This is a genomic window from Rhodococcus sp. T9N (assembly GCF_024436645.1).
Lineage (GTDB): Bacteria > Actinomycetota > Actinomycetes > Mycobacteriales > Mycobacteriaceae > Rhodococcus_F > Rhodococcus_F qingshengii.
The window spans coordinates 36,881-59,673 of the sequence record NZ_JAMSKS010000017.1; the positions used below are offsets into that span (position 1 = coordinate 36,881).

The window sequence follows — 22,793 nt, forward strand, 5'->3', positions numbered from 1 at the left end:
AGATAGCTTCGCATGCGATGCGGGTCCGCGTTTCCGCTCTGTGCAGTTCGCTCCGTAGGATCGCAGGCAAAGTAGTCGGTCGTCGGTTATTGGAAGTAGTTCGAAAGGAATCCCGTGCTGCGCACACATCTCGCCGGTTCATTGCGACCCGAGCAGGCAGAGCAGACCGTAACGCTCACCGGTTGGGTAGCCAGGCGTCGTGATCACGGCGGAGTGATCTTCATCGATCTCCGTGATGCATCCGGAGTTGCGCAGGTAGTTTTCCGGGCAGGTGACGTGGCCGAGCAGGCGCACCGTCTGCGCGCGGAATACTGCGTTCGCGTGACCGGAACGGTCGAGGTTCGCCCAGAGGGCAACCAGAACTTCGAGATCCCCACCGGAGCGATCGAGGTCAACGCCACAGAACTCGAGGTTCTCAACGAAAGCGCACCGCTGCCGTTCCAGCTCGACGATCAGGTCGGCGAAGAAGCGCGCCTCAAGTACCGTTACCTCGACCTGCGTCGTGAAGGCCCCGGCTCCGCAATTCGCTTGCGCTCCAAGGTAAGTGCTGCAGCGCGCGGCGTTCTCGCGCATCACGAGTTCGTCGAGGTCGAGACTCCGACGCTCACGCGCTCGACGCCCGAGGGTGCCCGTGACTTCCTGGTGCCGTCGCGCCTTCAGCCCGGTAGCTTCTACGCACTGCCGCAGAGCCCGCAGCTGTTCAAGCAGCTCCTCATGGTCGGCGGCATCGAGCGCTACTACCAGATCGCACGTTGCTACCGCGACGAGGATTTCCGCGCCGATCGCCAGCCCGAGTTCACTCAGCTCGACATCGAGATGGCTTTCGTCAACCAGGACGACATCATCCTGCTCGCCGAGGAAATCCTGACGGCGCTCTGGAAGCTCGTCGGCCACGAGATCAAGACGCCGATCGACCGCATGACCTACACCGAGGCAATGCGTCGTTACGGCAGCGACAAGCCGGACCTGCGTTTCGACATCGAACTCGTCGAGTGCATGGACTTCTTCAAGGACACGACGTTCCGCGTGTTCCAAGCGGAGTACGTCGGCGCCGTAGTGATGCCCGGTGGTGCAAGCCAGCCGCGCAAGCAACTCGACGCCTGGCAGGAATGGGCCAAGCAGCGTGGGGCCAAGGGTCTGGCGTACGTGTTGGTCGGTGAAGACGGCACTCTCGGTGGACCTGTTGCCAAGAACCTGACCGACGCCGAGCGTGAGGGCCTGGCGGCTCACGTCGGAGCTCAGCCGGGAGACTGCGTCTTCTTCGCAGCTGGTGCAACGAAGCCGATGCGCGCCCTCCTCGGCGCTGCCCGTGGTGAGATCGCCCGCAAGAAGGACCTCATCGATCCTGACGCGTGGGCGTTCGTGTGGATCGTCGACGCTCCGATGTTCGAGCCGACCGCCGACGCCACTGCATCCGGTGACGTCGCTCTCGGCCACTCCGCGTGGACCGCCGTGCACCACGCGTTCACGTCGCCGAAGCCGGAGTTCTTCGACACGTTCGACACCGATCCGGATTCCGCTCTCGCCTACGCCTACGACATCGTCTGCAACGGCAACGAGATCGGCGGCGGCAGTATTCGTATCCACCGCAAGGACATTCAGGAACGAGTGTTCAAGGTGATGGGTATCTCCGAGGAAGAGGCGCAGGAGCAGTTCGGCTTCCTCCTCGACGCCTTCGCCTTCGGTGCGCCGCCGCACGGCGGAATCGCATTCGGCTGGGACCGCATCACCGCGCTCCTCGCCGGCATGGATTCCATCCGTGAGGTCATCGCGTTCCCGAAATCCGGCGGCGGCGTCGACCCGCTGACGGATGCTCCGGCACCGATCTCGGCTCAGCAGCGCAAGGAATCGGGTATCGACGCGAAGCCCGAGAAGAAGTCAGAGGACAAGAAGTCCGAAGGCGACACCGGCGAAGCCAAGTAGAGCCGACACCGGATCGCCATGCTGCATTTGCGGGTGATCTGCCCGACCGAGCGCACCGAGCAAGTTCTCGGTGCGCTCGCGTCGCAGCGGGGCGCGACACACATCGTCGTGATGCGCGATGTCGCGGTTCATCCTGCCGGCGACATGGTGGAGGCCGACGTCGCCCGTGAGGCGGCAAACGACGTCGTCGATGCCCTGAACGAACTCGGCGTCGCCGAGGACGGCGGAATGACGCTCGTACCGGTCGAGACGGTGTTGTCGGCGTCGGCGCGCAAAGCCGAGCGTGACGTGCCTGGTGATCCCGCGGATTCCGTCGTGTGGGAGGAATTGCTGTCCCGCACTCGCGAAGAGTCGACTCTCAACGGATTGTTCGTCGCGTTCCTGACCATTGCGTGTCTGCTGGCCGCGATCGGCGTCGTCACCGACTCTCAGATCACGATCGTCGGCGCCATGGTCGTCGGTCCGGAGTTCGGTCCGCTGGCTGCTTTGGCAGTCGCACTCGTACGGCGAGATCGACGGTTGCGTCGACGTTCGATTCTCGCGCTTGCCGTCGGATTCCCCATCGCGATGGGCGTGACGCTTGCCGCAACGTTCGTGGTGAAGTTCTTCGGATGGATGGACGTCGTCAGTCTCGAGTCACTCCACGAGGTCGATTTCGTATACAAGGTCGGGCCCATTTCGTTTGTCGTCGCGCTTCTTGCCGGTGCGGCTGGGATGCTGGCACTCGTCTCGTCGAAGTCCGCTGCCTTGGTCGGGGTGTTCATCTCTGTCACCACGGTTCCTGCCGCCGGTTTCGCGGTGGTTGCGGCAGCAAACGGAGAATGGCGGATCGCCGGGTTGTCGTCTCTGCAACTGGCTGTCAACCTGCTTGGGATCGTCACTGCCTGCGTGCTTGTTCTCTGGCTCAGAACCCGGGCCGACGAGGAATTCGAAGCAGCGTTGAAAGGCATTTCTCGATTTGTCGACGAGGACACAACTCCATGACGTCGCCGGTTCGGAGTTCTGCTCACCGACAGCAAAATTCTCGAGAGAACTGTGTGCCGGTGTGGCGATTGGGGACTTTTGTCATCACCGCAGGTAGTCGGCAATTTCTGTTGCTGTGAGGCCTTGAATTCTCCGCTGCGAGCGGACGAGCTGGGCATGATCGGAGTCACTAACGGGTAAGTTGGTCGGTGATGACCGCATTACTGGCAGACCCCGTTTCCGAAGTCGTCGCAGCTGCTGAGCAGTTGCTGACACGCCGCACAGGGGCACCCGTAACCCTGGTGGATCCCGTAGATCTCGGGGGGAGTGGCCGCACCGTCGTGCTGCGCGTTCGCGTCGCCGAGAACCCTTTCTCCCTGCCCCGAACTTTGGTGATCAAGCAGGTCCGCGACAACTTCCAGGGAGCTACCAAAACAGCGATTGCGCTCCCGTCCGCGTCCGAAGGTGACTTCGACGTCGAGACCGCATTCCTTCGTGAAGCGGTGTCGTATCAGTTCGCCAACGCGCTTGCCAAGGACGCACGCCCCGGCGCCGAACTGTTGGCGTCCGACCTCGATGCTCGCCTCCTGATCCTGAGTGATCTCGGCGACGCCACCGCAATCAGCGTCCGACTCGAAGACTCCGACCCGGACACCGTCACTTACACGTTGATGGCCATGGCTCAGGCAATGGGACGCATGCACGCCGCGACCGTCGGCCGGGAGGACGACTTCACCGCACTGCTGCGTCGAGCCGAGGTTGCCCATTGCTCCGATGAAGTTGCGGATCAGGTGGGACGTGCCGTGGCCGGTGTTCCCGCGATGCTGGTGGAAAGTCTCGGCATCGATGTGAGTTCGGACATTCTCGAGCAGGTTCAGCATGCGCAGACACTGTTCAGCGGTGGCCGGTTCCGTGCCTTCAGTCCGTCGGACCTGTGCCCCGACAACATAATTGTCAACGACGACGGCGTGCAGTTCCTCGACTACGAGTGGGGTGGCTACCGCGATGCCCTCCTCGACATCACCTACGCGTTGGTGTCTTTCCCCGGTTGCCTGTGCAACATCGACCTGACCGAAGAGCGGGCGTCGGCGATGGTCGATGCCTGGCGGGCCGAGGTCGTGGGGATGTGGCCCGCCCTGGCCGACGAGGCCGAATTGGGGCGCCGGATCGTCGAGGCCCAACTCATCTGGGTCTGGCTCAGTACCTATCTGTACCTGCCCGAGGATCATTCGCGTATCGCCGCCGTCCGCGAACATTATCTCTCGATTCCACGCGCCGACGCACTGGTCGGACGCTGGGCCAGGCTCGCACGCTCGGCTCAGCTCGCCGGCAACGACGCCGTCGAGGCACACGCCCGCGACGTCGTGGCGGCGCTGCGGACCGAGTTCAGCTGAGGCCCTGACCGATCACACACAGAAGGGCGCCCGTGCACGAAGCACGAGCGCCCATTCTCGGTCGAGTCCGCTCAGTTGTCGGAGACCAGATCGTTCTCGGACAGGTCCGTCGCCGCGAGCGCCGTCGCCAGATCGGGATGCCGGAACGTCGAAGTCACCTGGTCGGCCACGACTCGGAAAGCAGAGGCCAGGGTCGCGGACTTGTCCGGTTCGGCCGCCCACGTTGCGGTCTGTTCGACGACGACCACGCCGTGGTGGACGTACATCTTTCCGGGGACGAGCGTGATGCCGGCGTTGGTGGCCCACTCGCGCAGGGCAGCGAGTCCCTGGCTCGCGCCCTTGGGGCCGCCTACCTCGATGTCGTCACTCGACAACTGCAGCAGAGTGTCGACGTCTTGGGAGTTGAGTGCATCGTGCCACGCGAGGACGGTGGCGATCTCGGAGGTGCTCATGGCGACAACGCTATCCAATGCGGATTCACGACTGGGTGAGGGCTGGCGGAACAGCGGATTGTGTCGGGCGTCGGTGGTCTCTAGTAGCGTCGATTCGTGAGCGATTGGCAAGCGGAAGACAGTGTGGGGGCGAAAGACGGCGTGGTGGCGGAAGACGGCCTGTTCGAGGCAACTCCGGAGGAATCCGCGATCGTCGACGAACCAGATGTCGTGTCTGTAGCCGAGCGCGCCCTGTCCTCGGTGCCGCCCGGTGCTCCTCTGGCTGTCCGCATGCGTCCGCTCACTCTTGGTGAAGTTGTCGGTCAACAGCACTTACTCGGGCCCGGCGCGCCACTCCGCAGAATGGTCGAGGGGTCCGGCGCCGCATCGGTACTTCTGTACGGACCTCCCGGCACCGGCAAGACCACGCTCGCATCGTTGATCTCGGGTGCTACCGGCCGCCGGTTCGAGGCTCTGTCGGCTCTGTCCGCCGGAGTCAAAGAAGTCCGCGGTGTCATCGAACTCGCGCGCCGCCGCCTGCTGAACGGCGAACAAACCGTCTTGTTCATCGACGAGGTTCATCGCTTCTCCAAGACCCAGCAGGACGCCTTGCTCGCCGCGGTCGAGAACCGCATCGTGCTCTTGGTCGGCGCGACCACCGAGAACCCGTCGTTCTCGGTCGTCTCCGCTCTGTTGTCGCGCTCGTTGGTCCTGCAACTGCAATCGCTCACCGCTGCGGATGTCCAGGAACTGCTCGAGCGCGCTGTCGCCGACGAACGCGGGTTCGGCGGAGCGATCACGATCGACGACGACGCGATGGAACACCTCGTTCGTCTGGCGGCCGGCGACGCCCGCCGAGCCCTGACGGCACTCGAGGCTGCCGCCGGGGCTGCACTGGACACCGCGGGTGACGCTTCGGGCCCGGTGGTGCTCGACCTCGCGACCGTCGAGGCCAGTGTCGACAAGGCCGCGGTTCGGTACGACCGTGCCGGAGATCAGCACTACGACGTCATCAGTGCATTCATCAAGAGCATTCGTGGATCAGACGTCGACGCCGCCCTGCACTACCTCGCACGGATGCTGACCGCGGGCGAAGACCCTCGCTTCATCGCACGGCGTCTGGTGGTTCACGCCAGCGAAGACATCGGCATGGCTGATCCGATGGCGCTGCAGACTGCCACCGCGGCGGCGCAGGCAGTGCAGCTGATCGGTATGCCGGAGGCTCGTCTGGCGCTGGCACAGGCCACCATTCATCTGGCGACGGCTCCCAAATCGGGTGCGGTCATCGCCGCACTCGGCGCGGCCATGGCCGACGTGGCCGCCGGAAAATCCGGACTGGTACCGCCGCACCTGCGTGACGGGCACTACAAGGGCGCCGAGCAATTGGGCAACGCAGTCGGATACAAGTACCCGCACGACACACGTGATGGTGTTCTGCGGCAACAGTATCCACCGGACGATCTGGTGGGTGTCGACTATTACCAGCCCACCGCGCACGGCAACGAGCGGGAGATCGCCGATCGGGTGAGCAAACTTCGCCGAATAGTTCGTGGCTGACGCCTGCCAGGTTCCACCGGCCGACGCGTTAGTCTGGACACCCATAGCTCGACGCTCTTGAAGGTAAGGACCGGTTAGTGCAAACCCACGAGATCCGCAGGCGATTCCTCGACCACTTCGTCAAGGCCGGCCACACCGAGGTGCCCAGCGCCTCGCTGATTCTCGACGACCCGAACCTTCTGTTCGTCAACGCGGGCATGGTTCCGTTCGTGCCGTTCTTCCTCGGGCAGCAGACGCCGTCCTACTCACGGGCGACGTCCGTGCAGAAGTGCGTCCGCACCCTGGACATCGAAGAGGTCGGCATCACCACCCGCCACAACACCTTCTTCCAGATGGCGGGCAACTTCTCCTTCGGTGACTACTTCAAGAAGGAAGCCATCTCCCACGCCTGGCAGTTGCTGACAGGTTCGGTCGAGGACGGCGGATACGGCATCGATCCCACGCGCCTGTGGGCCACCGTCTACCTCGACGACGACGAAGCGTTCTCGATCTGGCGCGACGAGGTAGGAGTGCCCGAAGAGCGCATCCAGCGCCGCGGCATGAAGGACAACTACTGGTCCATGGGCATTCCCGGGCCGTGCGGCCCCTGCTCGGAGATCTTCTACGACCGCGGCGCCGAATACGGCGTCGAGGGTGGCCCCGAAGCCGACGAGGATCGCTACATCGAGATCTGGAACCTCGTGTTCATGCAGAACGAGCGCGGCGAGGGCACCAACAAGGGCGACTACCCGATCCTCGGACCGTTGCCGAAGAAGAACATCGACACCGGCATGGGCGTCGAGCGCGTTGCGTTCCTCCTGCAGGGCGTCGAAAACGTCTACGAGACAGATCTTCTCCGCCCCGTCATCGACAAGGCCGCCGAACTGACCGGCAGTGTCTACGGGACCGACCACACTTCAGACGTCCGTTTCCGCGTCATCGCCGACCACGCACGCACCGCAGCGATGTTGATCGCCGACGGTGTGAACCCCGGCAACTACGGCCGCGGCTACGTCCTGCGCCGGTTGCTGCGTCGCATCGTGCGTTCGGCCAAACTGCTCGGCAGCGAGCAGCCCACCATGCGCGAGTTCATGATCGTCGTCCGCGACACGATGGCGCCGTCGTACCCGGTTCTGGAAACCGACTTCACGCGCATCGAGAACGTTGCCGTCGGCGAGGAGACCGCGTTCCTCAAGACGCTGGCTTCGGGTTCTGCTCTGTTCGAGAATGCTGCCGAGACGGTCAAGTCGTCCGGAAAGTCGGTCATCGCCGGCGATCAGGCATTTGCACTGCACGACACCTACGGCTTCCCGATCGACCTCACGCTCGAGATGGCGTCCGAGGCCGGTCTCACCGTGGACGAGGACGGCTTCCGCACGCTCATGGCCGAGCAGCGCAAGCGCGCCAAGGACGACGCTCAAGCGCGCAAGCACGCCCATGCCGACCTCACGGTCTACAAGGAACTGCTCGACCGAGGAGCCACCGAGTTCACCGGTTTCGACGAGCTCGTCTCCGAGGCTCACGTCCTCGCACTGATCGTCGACGGCGTCCGTGTCCCGGTCGCGAAGGCCGGTCAGAACGTCGAGGTCATCCTCGACCGAAGCCCTCTCTACGCAGAGTCCGGTGGACAGATCGCCGACATCGGTTCGCTCACCGCTCCGGGCCTCGAAGCCAAGGTCAACGATGTGCAGAAGATCGCCAAGAAAGTCTGGACGCACAAGGTGACGGTGCAGAAGGGTGAGATCACCGAGGGCGACGTCGTGCTCGCGCACGTCGACGCCGAGTGGCGCAAGGGTGCAACCCAGGGGCACTCCGGTACCCACATGGTGCACGCGGCGCTGCGTCAGGTGCTCGGCCCCAACGCCGTTCAGGCGGGCTCGCTCAACAAGCCGGGTTACCTCCGCTTCGACTTCTCCTGGCAGGGCGCGCTGTCCGACTCCCAGAAGCAGGACATCGAGGCACTCACCAACGAAGCCGTGGCGTCGAACTACGCGGTCAACACATTTGTCACGGATCTCGACAAGGCCAAGGCGATGGGTGCGATGGCACTCTTCGGTGAGAACTACGGCGACGAGGTTCGTGTCGTCGAAATCGGCGGCCCGTTCTCGATGGAACTGTGCGGTGGCACTCACGTCGGAAGCTCCGCACAGATCGGTCAGGTAACGCTGCTCGGTGAACAGTCGGTCGGCTCCGGAATCCGACGCGTCGAGGCGTACGTCGGTTTGGACTCCTACCGCTACCTCGCCAAGGAACGCGCGCTCCTGGCCGGACTCTCCTCCTCGCTGAAGGTTCCTTCGGAAGAGGTGCCCGCCCGCGTCGAGGCGCTCGTCGAGCGACTCAAGGTGGCCGAGAAGGAACTCGAACAGACAAAGGCCAAGGCAGTGCTGGCGTCGGCAGGCGAGTACGTCGCCAAGGCCAAGCGCATCGGCAGTGTCCTCGTCATCGCCGAGCCTGCTCCCGCCGGAGTCGGCGGAAACGACCTGCGCAGCCTAGTCACGGACATCAAGGGTCGCCTCGGCTCCGAACCTGCCGTCGTAGCTCTGCTCGGTGACGTCGACGGCAAGGTTCCGTTCGTGGTCGCCTCGAGCAAGGCAGCTCAAGGTCTCGGTGTGAAGGCCGGTGAGCTGGTCGCGTCGTTCGGTCCCAAGATCGGCGGCCGCGGCGGCGGAAAGCCCGACATGGCCCAGGGTTCGGGTTCGGACTCCGCCGGAATCCCGGCGGCGCTCGATGCGATCCGGGACAGAGTCGGAGAGCTGGCGGGCGGCAGCTGACGGTGGTGGCTACGCAGCAGGGTCCCGATCGCCCCGGCATCGACGACCCTGGTCGCGGGCGGCGCATCGCCATCGACGTGGGCAGTGTTCGCATCGGCGTCGCGTCCAGCGACCCCGACGGCATCCTCGCGACACCGGTGGAAACGGTTCCACGCTCGAAGGAGCGTGGGCCCGACGCGCCGGATATCCGGCGCATTATCGCCATCGTGTCCGAATACGAGGCCGTTGAGGTTATCGTCGGACTGCCACAGACGCTGCGCGGTGAGCAAGGTAAAGCCGCCGGTATCGCGACTGCATTCGCCAAACGACTGCAGCGGGCCGTCGAACCGATCCCGGTGAGACTGTCCGACGAACGACTGACGACCGTCACGGCTGCGCGCAATCTCCGCGAAAGTGGAGTCAAGGCACGCGGCCAGCGACCGATGATCGATCAGGCTGCGGCGGTGGAAATCCTGCAAGGCTGGCTGGACGAGCGGAGTAGAGCTGTGAAACCAGGGGAGTCGTCGAAGGACGCTGCACTGGAGGGCGATCTGTGAACGCGCGGTGGGATGAGGGCGGCGGAAGCCGGCCCACCAGTTCGTTCGACTTCGACAACGACGAGACCATGGTCATGCGTGCACTGCCGCAGAACATCGATCCGCCGCACATGTCGCGAGCCGAGGCACGCAAGCAACGCGAAGCGCGCAACAAGCGCGCCAAGCGTGGCAAGAAGGTCGGCGTTCTCGCCCTGCTGGTGTTGGTGATCGCAGTCCTCGGTGTCGGTGCATACGGCGCTCTCTGGTACATGGATCGCAACAAGACCGCGGAGGATTTTGCCGGCCCCGGCGGCGCACCCGTGGTCATCCAGATCAACAGTGGAGAAACCGCATCGGAGATCGGTGCGACGCTCGAGGCGAAGAACGTCGTCGCGAGTTCCGCTGCTTTCTACAACGCGGCGATCGCCAATCCGTCTGAGATCCAGAAGGTGCAACCCGGCTTCTACCAGGTGCCGGTGCAGAGTAGCGCCGCGAGCGCACTCGACACCTTGGTTGCCCCGGACTCCCGAGTCGGCAGTGTTGTCATCGCCGAAGGGCGTCAGCTGCACGACAGTTCGGACGCGCAGACCGGCTCGCTCAAGAAGGGCATCTACAACCTCATTTCCGAGGCGAGTTGTGTCGGCCCGGTTTCCGCTCAGAAATGTGTCTCGACAGACGAATTGAACACTGCGGGAGCATCTTCCGATCTGGCTTCGCTCGGCGTGCCCGAATGGGCGATGTCGTCGGTCAAGAGCGTGCCGGACAAGGACCGTCAGCTCGAAGGCCTGATCGCCGCCAGCAGTTGGGATTTCGATCCCACTGCGACGCCCACCGAGATCCTGCGGTCGTTGGTCGAGGGTAGCGCCGCCAAGTACGAGGCCACGGGAATTCTGACAGCCGGCAGCGGGGTCGGAATGTCTCCGTACCAGTTGTTGGTGGCAGCGTCGCTGGTCGAGCGTGAGGCGTTGCCCGCTGACATGGCCAAGGTCGCGCGGGTGATCGTCAACCGACTCGCAGTCGATCAGCCTCTGCAGTTCGACTCCACGGTCAACTACTCACTCGACACCACCGAGGTCGCAACCACGGATGCCGACCGTGAGCGCGTCACGCCCTGGAACACGTACGCAATGCCGGGTCTGCCTGCAACGCCCATCGCTTCGCCGAGCATCGACGCGCTGAAGGCCGTGGAATCGCCGGCGGCCGGTGACTGGTTGTACTTCGTCACGATCAACAAGGAAGGCCAGACGCTCTTCACCAAGAGCTACGAGGAGCATTTGGCCAACATCGAACTGGCACAGCAAAGTGGGATTCTCGACAGTGGACGGTAGTACCGCGACTTCGCTCGCGACGCCCCGTAAGGCGGCAGTTCTCGGAAGCCCGATCGCTCACTCGAAGTCCCCGTTGCTGCATCTTGCGGCGTACGCGGCTTTGGGGCTGAGCGATTGGACCTACGAGCGGATCGAATGCACCGGCGAGCAGTTGCCTGCCCTCGTCGACTCACTCGGCCCCGAATGGATCGGCCTCTCGGTGACGATGCCGGGCAAGATCGCAGCACTCGAATATGCCACCGAACGCACACCGCGAGCGGTGACCATCGGCTCGGCCAACACCCTGGTTCGCATCGACGGCGGTTGGCGTGCCGACTGCACGGACGTCGACGGAGTCAGCGGTGCGTTGATCGCCGGCGGTGTCGGCGATCTCAGCGGCACTTCGGCGGTAGTTGTCGGCGCGGGCGGCACCGCGCGGCCGGCATTGGTCGCGTTGGCCGACATGGGAGTTCGGACAGTCACCGTGGTCGCGCGTGATCCGGGGCGCGCATCCGGTGCCATCGAATGCGGCGGCGCGGTCGGGTTGGACATAGATCTGGTCGCCTTCGACGACGCACGGCTAGGCGGGATCTGTGCCGAATCCTCGGTCTTGGTCAGTACCGTTCCCGCGGAAGCGGCAGCGCCCTTTGCCCAGCAATTGGGGAAGGCGCGATTTGTCCTCGACGCGATCTACAACCCCTGGCCGACGCCACTTGCTTTGGTTGTCGAGGCGGCCGGTGGCACGGTGATCGGTGGCCTCGAGATGTTGCTCAATCAGGCCTTCGGGCAGGTAGAGCAGTTCACGGGCAAGCCCGCTCCGCGAGAGGCGATGGCAGCCGCTATCGCCTAGCTCTGTTCACAGTGTCGAGGTAGTCCACAAGACAATTCGTAGTCTGCCGCTGGTGAACGCCAGACGCCAAGCTCGAAACCATGTGGACGTTGGTGGTCTTGGCAGGCGCTGGGGTAATCGCTGGTTTCGGTGCTCGGGCGATCGTCGACAATTGGTTGCGGCGACACGGTTATCGACCAGTCGTGACTTTCTGTTGTGTGCCGCAGTGCGCCGTCGCAACAGGCTGGGTTGTCGTCGGTGCGCTGAATACCTCGGTGGTGCAGTTACTTTCCGGTCTCGCCGTGGTGTGGTGGTGCGTCGCGATCTCGACTGTCGACCTGGCTGTGCGTCGGCTGCCCAACAGTTTCACGCTGCCGGGCTACGCCGTCGTGATGGTCTACGCGACGGTGTCGGGAACGGTGTGGGTGGCGGTGGTGGGGTCGGCACTGCTCGCCGGAATCCACCTCCTGGCGCACGTGATGTCGCCTGGTTCCATGGGTGTCGGCGATGTGAAGCTCTCGCTTCCTCTGGGCGCCGTGACCGGATTGGTGGGAGCGGACGCCTGGCTGTGGTCGTTGGTGTCTGCGTCGGTGCTCACCGCAACGCTCGGCACCGCGCTGGAACTGCGAAGACGAGGGCTGGTAGCCCACAATTCGCCCATTGCGCACGGACCCTCGATGTGCCTGGCAGCCTGCGGTTCGATTGCGTTTGCCTGGCTGACGTGACGAGTGCAACATCCGCGAGAAGTCTGGCGTTATTGACCGTTCAACGACGGACGGTGAACTGCAGGAAAGACGTAACCGTCGGTTTCATACATGCGGGTATTGCCAGCGCGCGGTCCCAGTATGCGGCGAGTCGGACTTGCCGAATGTCCACACCCTGACGTTCACTGAGGTTTCGGAAATGGGACAAAACGAATCTCGTTTCGCACTCGATTATCGGGGGAACCTATGCGCACAAGGCTTTTCGTCGCTGCGGCAGCCTGTTTGGCGGCTGTGGCTGCAGGAGCGGGCGTCGCCGGCGCCGCGCCTGCACCTTCATCGGTGGCACTGGGCGGGGGCTCAGGAATCCTGCTGCCGGACGTGGATCACTCCGATCCTGACCGAGTTGCAGCATGCACGTTGACCGCGGTCGGCTACGACAACGCCGGTTCTCTCGTGGCACTCACCGCCGGACACTGCGGAGTTGTCGGGGACCGGGTGTTCGCCGAGTACCTGCCCGAGGCCGGACCCATCGGTCGGTTCTCTTACTCGAGCCCGGTCTCGGACATCGCCGTGATCGATCTCGACGACGCCAAGGTAGCTCCGCTGCGTACCGTCGGCGGCACGACGATCAACGGAATCGGCGCCCCGCCGGCACCGGGCACGATCGTGTGCAAGGAAGGCCGTTCGACCGGCAACACGTGCGGTATCACCTGGGGCTACGACTCCGTCTACGGTGAGATCGTCGAGCACACGTGCTCGATTCCCGGTGATTCCGGTGGACCGCTCGTCGTCGGTGACCGCCTGGTGGGCTTGATCAGCAACGGCTACCCGCCGTACTGCTTCGAGCCGCTTCCGCCGCCGTTCCACGCTCCCGACAACTCGGCGGACATCAACATCGGTTTGGCTGACATCAACGCAAACGGTGGAGGATTCCGCCTGTTCTAGACCCACAGGTACCTCTGAGATGGCCCACACGCCTCGTGCGTGTGGGCCATCTGTGTTCACCGGGAGGACCACTGTGACAACTGAGGTCTGCGACGTGGAAAGATGGTCGGCGTGCTGCGTTGGATAACTGCCGGAGAATCCCATGGTCCCGCCCTCGTCGCGATGCTCGAGGGCATGGTCGCGGGGGTCGAAGTGACCTCTGAGGCCATCTCGTCCGAACTTGCCCGTCGTCGACTCGGTTACGGCCGTGGCGCACGGATGAAGTTCGAGGCCGATAAGGTCACCATCATCGGCGGTGTCCGCCACGGATTTACGCTCGGTGGCCCCGTGGCCATCGAGATCGGCAACACCGAGTGGCCCAAGTGGGAAACCATCATGTCCGCCGACCCGGTCGACCCGGACCTGCTCGCCGATCAGGCTCGCAATGCCCCGTTGACGCGCCCGCGTCCCGGACACGCCGATTACAGCGGAATGCTCAAGTACGGCTTCAACGACGCGCGTCCCGTCCTCGAGCGCGCCAGCGCTCGCGAGACCGCAGCCCGCGTGGCCGCTGGAACCGTCGCACGGTCCTTCCTGCGTCAGGTATTCGGTGCCGAGGTCGTTTCACACGTTATTTCCATCGGTGCTTCCGAGCCGTACGTCGGACCCGTGCCGGAGGGCAAGGATCTCGACGCGATCGACGCGAGCCCGGTCCGCGCATTCGACAAGGCTGCAGAAGAGTCGATGATCGCCGAGATCGAATCGGCGAAGAAGGACGGCGACACCCTCGGTGGCGTCGTGGAGGTCGTCATCCACGGCCTGCCGGTCGGACTCGGCACCTTCGTCAGCGGCGCCGAGCGTCTCGATTCACGACTTGCTGCTGCTCTCATGGGAATTCAGGCCATCAAGGGCGTTGAGGTCGGTGACGGCTTCGAGACCGCGCGACGTCGTGGCAGCGAAGCTCACGACGAAATCCGCCCGGGCCCGGACGGCATCGTGCGCTCCACGAACCGCGCAGGCGGAATCGAAGGTGGCATGACCAATGGTGAGGCTCTTCGAGTTCGCGCCGCGATGAAGCCGATCTCGACGGTTCCGCGCGCTCTGGCGACGGTCGACATGGAGAGCGGCGAGGAAGCGGTTGCCATCCACCAGCGCAGCGACGTGTGCGCGGTTCCGGCCGCCGGCGTCGTCGCCGAGTCGATGGTCGCGCTCGTCGTGGCTCAGGCTGCACTCGAAAAGTTCGGTGGTGATTCCATTGCTGAAACCACTGCCAACTACCGTCGTTACGCCGAGGGCATCGCAGCCCGACCGCCTCGATAGGACTCACGTATCGATGAAGCCGAAGGCTGTACTCATCGGTCCGCCCGGTGCCGGCAAATCGACCATCGGTCGACGTCTCGCGCAGGCACTCGAACTCGAATTGGTCGATACCGACGCCGAGATCGAACGGACCACGGGTAGGACGATCCCGGAGATCTTCACCCATGACGGAGAGCCTCGGTTTCGTGAAATCGAGGAATCGGTGGTTCGCGAAGCGTTGCAGGCCACCGACGGAATCGTCTCGCTCGGCGGTGGTGCGATCCTCTCCGATCGCACGCGCGAACTGCTCCAGGGGCACACGGTCATCTACCTCGAGATCAGTGTCGCCGAAGGGCTTCGCCGCACGGGGGCGAACAATCATCGCCCGCTGCTGGCCGGCGGAGATCCCAAGGTCAAGTACCAGGAGTTGATGAGGCGTCGTCGTCCGCTGTACCGGCGTTCGGCCACGATTCGGATTCGGACCGACGGCCGAAGTCCGGCGCGTGTCGTCGGGCAACTGGTGTCGAAACTTCAAGACAAATGAACAACCGGAGCGGAGTAGTGGAGCAGTGACCGAACCCGTACGTGTAGAGGTGAAGACCGCAAGTCCTTACCCGGTCGTGATCGGCCGCGGCCTGCTCGGTGATCTCGTTGCCGAGTTCGACGGCGCGCGCACTGTCGCGATCTTCCATCAGCCGCCGCTGGCAGAGACCGCGGAGGCCGTACGGGCTGCGTTGGCGGAGAAGGGAATCGACGCCCACCGTATCGAGATCCCCGATGCCGAGGACGGCAAGGATCTTGCTGTCGCGGGCTTCTGCTGGGACGTGCTCGGCCGGATCGGCCTGACTCGCAGCGACGCGATCATGAGCTTGGGCGGGGGAGCGGCGACCGACCTCACCGGCTTCGTCGCGGCTACGTGGATGCGCGGTGTCAAGGTAGTTCACGTCCCCACCACCTTGCTCGCGATGGTCGACGCAGCAGTGGGCGGCAAGACCGGTATCAACACCGAAGCGGGCAAGAACCTCGTCGGTTCGTTCCACGAACCGGGAGCGGTGTTCATCGATCTCGCGACGCTCGAGACTGTGCCGCACAACGAGATCGTTGCAGGCATGGCCGAGGTCATCAAGACCGGATTCATCGCCGACCCGGTGATCCTGGATCTCATCGAAGCCGATCCCAAGGCAGCTCTCGATCCGTCGGGAACTGTTCTGCCCGAGTTGATTCGGCGCTCCGTAGAGGTCAAGGCCAAGGTCGTGGCCGCGGATCTGCGCGAGTCGGATCTGCGCGAAATCCTCAACTACGGCCACACCCTCGGCCACGCGATCGAACGTCGTGAGCGCTACAAGTGGCGCCACGGTGCCGCTGTCTCCGTCGGCCTGGTCTTCGCTGCCGAACTCGGACGGCTCGCGGGCCGACTCGACGACGCCACCGCGGATCGTCACAAGTCGATCCTCGATCTCGTCGGGCTGCCGACGTCGTACGACGGTGATGCGTTCGGCGATCTGATGAAGGGAATGCAGACCGACAAGAAGAACCGTGCCGGGCTGCTGCGTTTCGTGGTCCTCGACGGACTGGCCAAGCCGGGTCGCCTCGAGGGGCCGGATCCGAGTCTGCTGGTTGCGGCGTACTCCGCGATTGCCCGCGATGCGCGGCCGGCCGGCGGAACGGTCCTGTTGTGAGGATCAACGTCGTCAACGGACCCAATCTGGGGCGTCTGGGTAAGCGTCAGCCCGAGGTCTACGGCGCGACCACACACGACGATCTGATCGAATTGTGCGTCGCGGCAGGCAAGGAGCTCGGCGTCGAGGTGATCGTCCGTCAGAGCGATCACGAAGGCGATCTGCTCGGTTGGATCCACGACGCGGCGGACGCGGGGGAACCGGTGATCCTCAATGCCGGTGGCTTGACGCACACGTCGGTGGTCCTGCGAGATGCATGCGCCGAACTGACCGCAGGTCTCGTCGAGGTACACATCTCGAACGTTCATGCGCGAGAAGAGTTTCGGCACCACTCCTACCTGAGTCCGATTGCGACCGGAGTGATCGTCGGACTCGGCGTCGCCGCGTATCCGCTGGCGATCAGGTTCCTCGCCGAGCGAGGCTGAACGAGGGAAGTCGAAAAAACAGCCACACGAATGCGGCCCCGAGGAAAATATCCTCGGGGCCGCATTCGGTTGTGTGGACGGTGGGCGTTACTGCTCGCGCTTGCCCAGATCGATCGCCGGGAAGACCGCGGTATCGGCGTCGGATTCCTCGACGGACATCGCGGCTCCGCTGTATGCGTGCTGCTCGGTGGGGGAGTCGTAGCCCTCGCTGACGGGCACCGGTTCGTGGTGACGCTCGTGGGACGGGGTCTGCGGAGCTGTTCCGTTCTTGCGCTGTTCACGGCTGACGAAGAAGCGTCCGACGGTGATGGCGATCATGGCGGGGACGAAGATGAGAAGGATCGTGAACGCCGCACCGGAGGTCACCTCGAAGAACAAGCCCTGCTGGGTGAGTTCGAGGGAGGGGACCAGGCTGAGTGCCCAGCTGGCAGCGCCTGCGACGAACCCGCCGACCAATGCGGCCTTGAGCCACAGCATGGTCAGATCGGCGCCGTCCTCGGGTTCGGGGAAATTCCGGCGGTCACGAATGCCGTCGATACCACCCCAGATCGCGGCGAAGACGATGACGATCAACAGGGACAGCCAGCGCAGGGTGGACCCCTGAAGTGGCCACTGTGCGATCGCTGCACCGAGCAACGCACGAAACACAACATGTATCAGGGCCATGCCGAGGCCACGTACCAACCACGCATTCATGGGTACAGCCTAACTAGAACCCATTACACCTTGTGGCCTAACCCACACTTATTGCTGTAACCGCGAGTTTCGAGTTGATCGGCAGGTCTGCGCGGGCGGTAGGTTCGAGGGATGCCGGTCGACTTCAGAACACGCCGTGAATCCCTCAGACGCCTCCTCTCGGAGCGCGAACTCGACGCGATTCTCGTCACAGATCTCCTCAACATCAGATACCTCACCGGTTTCACCGGTTCCAATGCGGCGCTCGTCGTCAGTGCATCCGATTCAGCGTCCGACGAGCGTGAGACGGTGATTTGCACCGACGGCCGCTACGTCACGCAGGTGTCAGAGCAGGTGCCGGACCTTCGGGCCGAAATCGCCCGTTCGAGTGCTGCGCACTTGATCGAGAAGTCCACGGCGCCCGTTCTCGCGTTCGAGTCACATGTGGCGACGTTCGCCGAACATCGGGCTTGGACCGAAGCAGCGCCGAAGATCCGGTTCGAACCGGTGAGCGGACTCGTCGAACAATTGCGCATGGTCAAGGACGAGTACGAGGTGGAGTTGTTGCGAGCCGCGTGCACCGCAGCCGATGTCGCGTTGGCGCAGTTGATCGCTCGCGGTGGTCTGCGACCTGGCCGAACGGAACGAGAGGTCGGCCGCGAGCTGGAAAATCTGATGCTCGACAACGGGGCGGACGGTATTTCCTTCGAGACGATCGTGGCGGCCGGCGCCAACTCGGCGATTCCGCATCACCGACCGACCGATGCGATCCTGGCGTCGGGTGACTTCGTCAAACTCGACTTCGGCGCCCAGGTCGGTGGGTACCACTCGGACATGACACGGACCTACGTGCTCGAGTCCGTTTCCGATTGGCAACGGGAGATCTACGAGCTCGTCGCGCGTTCGCAAGCTGCCGGTTGCGACGCGCTCGCGCCGGGTGTCGAATGTGCGGCAGTCGACGCCGTCGCCCGTGCGGTGATCGACGATGCAGGCTACGGCGAGTTGTTCCTGCACGGCCTCGGCCACGGTGTGGGGCTCGAAATCCACGAAGCACCGGGGATCGGCAAGCTCGGCACCGGTACACTTCTTTCCGGCGCGGCGGTGACCGTCGAGCCGGGCGTGTACTTCTCCGGGCGCGGAGGTGTACGGATCGAGGACACGCTCGTTGTTCGTGAGCAGGGGCCAGAGCTGCTCACACTGACCGCAAAAGACCTTACCGTCGTCTGAGACGGTTTCCCGACCCCTAGGAGACGCGAAGCAAGTGGCTTCCACCAGTGATTTCAAGAATGGTCTGGTTCTGCAGATCGAAGGCCAGCTGTGGACGATCATCGAGTTCCAGCACGTCAAGCCCGGCAAGGGCCCTGCCTTCGTGCGCACCAAGCTCAAGAACGTGCTCTCGGGCAAGGTAGTGGACAAGACGTTCAACGCCGGTGTGAAGGTCGAGACCGCCACGGTCGACCGTCGTGACATGACGTACCTGTACCACGACGGCAGCGACTACATCTTCATGGACGGCGACACCTACGACCAGGTGTCGATCAGCGAATCCACCGTCGGCGACCAGTCGCGTTTCCTGCTCGAGAACATGGCAGTCCAGGTCGCGACCCACGAAGACGTTCCCCTCTTCGTCGAGCTTCCGGTCACCGTCGAGCTCGTCGTCAAGCACACCGATCCGGGCCTGCAGGGCGACCGCTCCACCGGCGGCACCAAGCCTGCGACCCTCGAGACCGGTGCCGAGATCAACGTCCCGCTCTTCATCAACACCGGTGACAAGCTCAAGGTCGATTCTCGTGACGGCAACTACCTCGGGCGTGTGAATTCCTGAGTGTCCGGCACACATAAGAAACTCGGTGCACGCCACAAGGCGCGCAAGCGTGCCGTCGACTTCCTCTTCGAAGCCGAGGCACGTGACCTCGATCCGGTCGCACTGGCGTCGGAGCGTTCCGATCTGTCCGTCAAGGACGACGCGGTAGCACCCGTCGCGGCCTACACCGTCACGTTGGTGTCCGGCGTTGCGGAGAATCTGGACCGGATCGATCAGGTCATCTCCTCGCATCTGCAGGACTGGACGCTCGAGCGTCTGCCCGCCGTCGACCGTGCGATTCTGCGGATCGCCGTGTGGGAGCTCTTCCACGCGACGGACGTTCCGCCGGTTGTCGCCGTGGACGAGGCCGTCGAACTCGCGAAGCAGCTCTCGACGGACGACTCTCCGGGATTCGTCAACGGAATCCTCGGCCAGGTCGTTCTCGTTGCGCCGCAGGTTCGATCGGCTGCGGCCGCGACCTCCCAGCGCGCGCAGGAATCGGATTCGGGTACCGAGTAGCAAGTTTTGTTCCACCACCGCCGTGCGAGTGTCACCGAGCGCGTTGTGTGTCTGCACACAACCGGTCGGAGTCGCTGCTCGCACGGCGGGATCAGGTCTGTCGGCTGATAGGGTGGGGACCGTCAGACATCCTTTAACGATCCGTCCAGTGAGGCGGAGAAGGAGGTCGCTGCATGAGCGTGCCCGAAGGGTCTCGCCCATCCGATCTTGCAGGTCCAGGTAACTCGAAGGCGCCGGTCGGTGCCGAGGCAGGCAGCGAAACCCGCGAATTGTTGTCCGCCCAGGATGTGGGCAGGACCATCGCGCGGATCGCTCACGAGATCATCGAGAAGACCGCACTCGACGGACCCGAGGGAACTGCCCCTCGTGTGGTCCTGATCGGTATCCCGACGCGTGGAACCACCCTAGCCACGCGACTGCGCGCCAAGATCGAAGAATTCTCCGGTGTGCGTCTTCCCATCGGATCTCTCGACATCACCCTCTACCGCGACGATCTCCGGAACAAGCCGCACCGCCCGCTCGAGCGCACGTCCGTCCCCGAGGGTGGCGTCGACAATGCGCTGGTCGTTCTCGTGGACGACGTCCTCTTCTCCGGTCGCACCGTGCGCTCGGCACTTGACGCGTTGCGCGATCTGGGCCGCCCCCGCGCGGTCCAACTCGCAGTGCTCGTGGATCGTGGTCACCGCGAACTCCCGCTGCGCGCCGACTACGTCGGCAAGAACGTCCCGACCGCGAGGTCCGAGGACGTCAAGGTTCTCCTCCAGGAGCACGACGGCAGGGAAGCGGTAGTCATCTCCGGGGGTAAGAACGCGTGAAGCACCTACTTTCCATCGCGGACCTCGATCGTGAGTCCGCGGTAGAACTTCTCGACGAGGCAGAACGGTTCGAGCAGGCACTTCTGGGACGAGAGGTACGCAAGCTCCCGACGCTGCGCGGACGCACGGTCATGACGGTGTTCTTCGAGAACTCGACGCGCACCCGGGTGTCTTTCGAGGTGGCAGGCAAATGGATGAGTGCCGACGTCATCAATGTCAGCGCATCCAGTTCCTCGGTGTCCAAAGGTGAATCCCTGCGCGATACCGCGATGACCCTGCGCGCGGCCGGTGCCGACGCACTCATCGTGCGCCACCCGGCTTCGGGCGCCGCCCACCAGATCGCAAAGTGGACCGGAGCGGTCGACGACGGTGGCCCGGCAGTCATCAACGCAGGTGACGGCACGCACGAGCACCCCACTCAGGCGCTTCTCGACGCTTTGACCCTTCGCCAGCGTCTCGGCGACATCGAGGGCAAGCGGATCGCCATCGTCGGCGACATCCTGCACAGCCGTGTCGCCCGCTCCAACGCACTGCTGCTCTCGATGCTCGGTGCTGAGGTTGTTCTTGTTGCGCCGCCGACACTGCTGCCGGTCGGTGCGCACACGTGGCCGGTCACGGTCTCGCATTCGCTCGACGCCGAACTGCCCGGACTCGACGCGGTGCTGATGCTGCGGGTTCAGGTCGAACGCATGAACGGTGGCTTCTTCCCGTCGCAGCGCGAGTACTCGATCAACTACGGCCTGTCCGAGAAGCGGCTGGCGATGCTGGCCGATCACGCGGTGGTCCTGCACCCCGGCCCGATGCTGCGCGGCATGGAGATTGCATCCGCCGTTGCCGATTCCTCCAAAACTGCTGTACTGCAACAGGTTACCAACGGCGTACACATGCGCATGGCTGTCTTGTTCCGACTGCTGGTCGGGTCGGAGGACGGTGCGCTGTGACCAGAAACGAGAACGGAGAATCACCCGTGAGTGTCCTGCTCCGCGGAGTCCTGATCTACGGAGAAGGTGAGCCCACCGACGTACTCGTCGGCGACGGCACGATCCTCGAGATCGGCGTGGACCTCGATCCGGCCACGGCATCCGAGGTGATCGATGCCGGCGGGCAGATCCTGCTTCCCGGCTTCGTGGACCTGCACACACATCTGCGTGAGCCCGGCCGCGAAGACACCGAGACCATCGAAACCGGAAGCTCGGCAGCGGCTCTGGGTGGATACACCGCGGTCTTCGCGATGGCCAACACGAGTCCCGTCGCCGATTCGGTGGTCATCACCGATCACGTCTGGCGACGCGGGCAGGAAGTCGGCCTCGTCGACGTCCACCCCGTCGGCGCAGTCACAGCGGGCCTGGAAGGCAAGCAACTCGCCGAGATGGCGACCATGGCCGCAGGCGTCGGCAAGGTCAAGATGTTCTCCGACGACGGCCACTGCGTCTACGACCCACTGATCATGCGTCGCGCGCTCGAATACTCCAGCTCACTGGGCGTCCTGATCGCCCAGCACGCGGAAGAGCCGCGTTTGACCGTCGGTGCGGTCGCCCACGAGGGCCCCACGGCCGCGCGTCTCGGCCTGGCCGGGTGGCCGCGAGCAGCCGAAGAATCGATCGTGGCCCGCGACGCACTGCTCGCGCGTGACGCCGGCGCCCGCGTTCACATCTGCCACGCCTCCACCGCCGGAACCGTCGAACTCGTGAAGTGGGCTCGCAGCCAAGGGATTTCGATCACCGCCGAGGTCACCCCGCATCACCTGCTCCTCGACGATTCACGGCTCGAGACGTACGACGCGATCAACAAGGTCAACCCGCCCTTACGTGAGGCCAGTGATGTTGCCGCGCTGCGCAAGGGTCTGGCCGAGGGAATCATCGACTGCGTCGCGACCGACCATGCTCCGCACGCCGAGCAGGACAAGTGCTGCGAGTTCGCAGCCGCTCGCCCTGGAATGCTCGGCCTCGAGACCGCACTCTCGATCATCGTGCAGACGATGGTCCAGCCCGGCCTGCTGGACTGGCGCGGTGTTGCCCGGGTCATGAGCGAGCGCCCCGCGGCAATCGTGGGCCTCGACGATCAGGGCCGTCCCATCGAGGTGGGGGAGCCCGCGAACCTGACATTGGTCGATCCGTCGGCCGAGTGGACGGTCCACGGTCCCGACCTGGCGAGTGTCGCGCATAACACTCCGTACGAGTCGATGACATTGCCCGCTCGGGTCACGACCACACTGTTACGTGGCCGCATCACCGCACACGACGGGAATGTGCGGCTGCGGAGTAGCGAGGAGTAGCGCGT

The 22,793-nt window shown here is 64.2% G+C and carries 22 protein-coding genes; 20 read left to right on the plus strand and 2 right to left on the minus strand.

All coding sequences use genetic code 11. The features are described 5' to 3' along the window. The first annotated feature begins 114 nt into the window (after positions 1-114). The 3 genes from aspS to M1L53_RS24185 all read left to right on the plus strand — a co-directional run bounded on the left by aspS (position 115) and on the right by M1L53_RS24185 (position 4,280). On the plus strand, positions 115-1,923 hold the full coding sequence (gene aspS / locus M1L53_RS24175; RefSeq protein WP_003944808.1) for an aspartate--tRNA ligase: 1,809 nt from the start codon (positions 115-117) through the stop codon (positions 1,921-1,923). A gap of 18 nt (positions 1,924-1,941) precedes the next feature. Next, the gene (locus M1L53_RS24180) at positions 1,942-2,907 is read left to right on the plus strand and encodes a DUF389 domain-containing protein (RefSeq protein WP_054188209.1); all 966 of its coding nucleotides are present in this window, start codon (positions 1,942-1,944) and stop codon (positions 2,905-2,907) included. Between the two features lie 191 nt (positions 2,908-3,098). Continuing rightward, positions 3,099-4,280 carry a kinase gene (locus M1L53_RS24185; RefSeq protein WP_054188210.1) on the plus strand — a complete coding sequence of 394 codons (1,182 nt, stop codon included), beginning with the start codon at positions 3,099-3,101 and terminating at the stop codon, positions 4,278-4,280. A 71-nt stretch (positions 4,281-4,351) separates the two neighbouring features. Here the strand turns inward: M1L53_RS24185 and M1L53_RS24190 are convergent, their stop codons facing one another. Next, positions 4,352-4,732: a nuclear transport factor 2 family protein gene (locus M1L53_RS24190; RefSeq protein WP_003944973.1), complete on the minus strand. Its 381-nt coding sequence runs from the start codon at positions 4,730-4,732 to the stop codon at positions 4,352-4,354. A gap of 96 nt (positions 4,733-4,828) precedes the next feature. Between M1L53_RS24190 and M1L53_RS24195 the strand changes: the two genes are divergently transcribed. From M1L53_RS24195 to aroQ, 11 genes are all read left to right on the plus strand, one after another. Beyond that, positions 4,829-6,268, plus strand: coding sequence for a replication-associated recombination protein A (locus tag M1L53_RS24195; RefSeq protein WP_370852743.1), 1,440 nt, complete (start codon positions 4,829-4,831; stop codon positions 6,266-6,268). 77 nt (positions 6,269-6,345) lie between these two features. Beyond that, positions 6,346-9,018, plus strand: coding sequence for an alanine--tRNA ligase (alaS, locus tag M1L53_RS24200; protein WP_054188211.1), 2,673 nt, complete (start codon positions 6,346-6,348; stop codon positions 9,016-9,018). 2 nt (positions 9,019-9,020) lie between these two features. Further along, a complete protein-coding gene (gene ruvX / locus M1L53_RS24205; protein ID WP_003944838.1) occupies positions 9,021-9,554 on the plus strand; it encodes a Holliday junction resolvase RuvX in 534 nt (177 codons plus the stop codon). After that, complete coding sequence (gene mltG, locus M1L53_RS24210) at positions 9,551-10,861, plus strand: endolytic transglycosylase MltG (RefSeq protein WP_042445689.1); 1,311 nt, start codon at positions 9,551-9,553, stop codon at positions 10,859-10,861. Before ruvX ends, mltG begins: the two co-directional genes overlap by 4 nt. Continuing rightward, positions 10,851-11,690, plus strand: coding sequence for a shikimate dehydrogenase (locus tag M1L53_RS24215; RefSeq protein WP_007728034.1), 840 nt, complete (start codon positions 10,851-10,853; stop codon positions 11,688-11,690). Before mltG ends, M1L53_RS24215 begins: the two co-directional genes overlap by 11 nt. Positions 11,691-11,770: 80 nt before the next feature. Beyond that, on the plus strand, positions 11,771-12,394 hold the full coding sequence (locus M1L53_RS24220) for an A24 family peptidase (protein ID WP_054188212.1): 624 nt from the start codon (positions 11,771-11,773) through the stop codon (positions 12,392-12,394). Between the two features lie 225 nt (positions 12,395-12,619). Then, a complete protein-coding gene (locus M1L53_RS24225) occupies positions 12,620-13,318 on the plus strand; it encodes a S1 family peptidase (RefSeq protein ID WP_007728030.1) in 699 nt (232 codons plus the stop codon). Between the two features lie 111 nt (positions 13,319-13,429). After that, entirely contained in the window at positions 13,430-14,617 is a 1,188-nt protein-coding gene (gene aroC / locus M1L53_RS24230) for a chorismate synthase (protein ID WP_003944974.1), read from the plus strand. 13 nt (positions 14,618-14,630) lie between these two features. Continuing rightward, positions 14,631-15,140: a shikimate kinase gene (locus M1L53_RS24235; protein ID WP_030536425.1), complete on the plus strand. Its 510-nt coding sequence runs from the start codon at positions 14,631-14,633 to the stop codon at positions 15,138-15,140. Between the two features lie 25 nt (positions 15,141-15,165). Further along, positions 15,166-16,275 carry a 3-dehydroquinate synthase gene (aroB, locus tag M1L53_RS24240; protein WP_003944873.1) on the plus strand — a complete coding sequence of 370 codons (1,110 nt, stop codon included), beginning with the start codon at positions 15,166-15,168 and terminating at the stop codon, positions 16,273-16,275. Then, positions 16,272-16,700 (plus strand): type II 3-dehydroquinate dehydratase, encoded by a 429-nt coding sequence (aroQ, locus tag M1L53_RS24245; RefSeq protein ID WP_003944916.1) that lies wholly within the window; start codon positions 16,272-16,274, stop codon positions 16,698-16,700. The genes aroB and aroQ overlap by 4 nt, the downstream gene beginning before the upstream one ends. An 87-nt stretch (positions 16,701-16,787) precedes the next feature. Here aroQ and M1L53_RS24250 read toward each other — a convergent pair whose 3' ends face one another. After that, a complete protein-coding gene (locus tag M1L53_RS24250; protein WP_019748369.1) occupies positions 16,788-17,396 on the minus strand; it encodes a B-4DMT family transporter in 609 nt (202 codons plus the stop codon). A gap of 111 nt (positions 17,397-17,507) precedes the next feature. Here M1L53_RS24250 and M1L53_RS24255 point away from each other — a divergent pair, with 111 nt between their 5' ends. From M1L53_RS24255 to M1L53_RS24280, 6 genes are all read left to right on the plus strand, one after another. Then, positions 17,508-18,602 carry a Xaa-Pro peptidase family protein gene (locus tag M1L53_RS24255; protein WP_003944812.1) on the plus strand — a complete coding sequence of 365 codons (1,095 nt, stop codon included), beginning with the start codon at positions 17,508-17,510 and terminating at the stop codon, positions 18,600-18,602. A 34-nt stretch (positions 18,603-18,636) separates the two neighbouring features. Next, on the plus strand, positions 18,637-19,200 hold the full coding sequence (gene efp / locus M1L53_RS24260; protein ID WP_003944958.1) for an elongation factor P: 564 nt from the start codon (positions 18,637-18,639) through the stop codon (positions 19,198-19,200). Next, positions 19,201-19,698, plus strand: a complete 498-nt coding sequence (gene nusB / locus M1L53_RS24265) for a transcription antitermination factor NusB (protein ID WP_007728014.1) — start codon at positions 19,201-19,203, stop codon at positions 19,696-19,698. 173 nt (positions 19,699-19,871) lie between these two features. Next, positions 19,872-20,513, plus strand: a complete 642-nt coding sequence (gene pyrR / locus M1L53_RS24270) for a bifunctional pyr operon transcriptional regulator/uracil phosphoribosyltransferase PyrR (RefSeq protein ID WP_054188213.1) — start codon at positions 19,872-19,874, stop codon at positions 20,511-20,513. Beyond that, a complete protein-coding gene (locus M1L53_RS24275) occupies positions 20,510-21,454 on the plus strand; it encodes an aspartate carbamoyltransferase catalytic subunit (RefSeq protein ID WP_054188214.1) in 945 nt (314 codons plus the stop codon). Before pyrR ends, M1L53_RS24275 begins: the two co-directional genes overlap by 4 nt. Continuing rightward, entirely contained in the window at positions 21,451-22,788 is a 1,338-nt protein-coding gene (locus M1L53_RS24280; RefSeq protein ID WP_007728012.1) for a dihydroorotase, read from the plus strand. Before M1L53_RS24275 ends, M1L53_RS24280 begins: the two co-directional genes overlap by 4 nt. The last annotated feature ends 5 nt before the right edge of the window (positions 22,789-22,793 follow it).

What these genes read in the sequence shown, in the direction of transcription:
- M1L53_RS24225 (WP_007728030.1), top strand. Translation starts at nt 12,620, where the DNA reads ATGCGCACAAGGCTTTTCGTCGCTGCGGCAGCCTGTTTGGCGGCTGTG.
- M1L53_RS24250 (WP_019748369.1), bottom strand. Translation starts at nt 17,396, where the DNA reads ATGAATGCGTGGTTGGTACGTGGCCTCGGCATGGCCCTGATACATGTT.
- M1L53_RS24220 (WP_054188212.1), top strand. Translation starts at nt 11,771, where the DNA reads ATGTGGACGTTGGTGGTCTTGGCAGGCGCTGGGGTAATCGCTGGTTTC.
- M1L53_RS24190 (WP_003944973.1), bottom strand. Translation starts at nt 4,732, where the DNA reads ATGAGCACCTCCGAGATCGCCACCGTCCTCGCGTGGCACGATGCACTC.
- M1L53_RS24255 (WP_003944812.1), top strand. Translation starts at nt 17,508, where the DNA reads ATGCCGGTCGACTTCAGAACACGCCGTGAATCCCTCAGACGCCTCCTC.
- M1L53_RS24235 (WP_030536425.1), top strand. Translation starts at nt 14,631, where the DNA reads ATGAAGCCGAAGGCTGTACTCATCGGTCCGCCCGGTGCCGGCAAATCG.
- M1L53_RS24180 (WP_054188209.1), top strand. Translation starts at nt 1,942, where the DNA reads ATGCTGCATTTGCGGGTGATCTGCCCGACCGAGCGCACCGAGCAAGTT.
- M1L53_RS24185 (WP_054188210.1), top strand. Translation starts at nt 3,099, where the DNA reads ATGACCGCATTACTGGCAGACCCCGTTTCCGAAGTCGTCGCAGCTGCT.
- pyrR (WP_054188213.1), top strand. Translation starts at nt 19,872, where the DNA reads ATGAGCGTGCCCGAAGGGTCTCGCCCATCCGATCTTGCAGGTCCAGGT.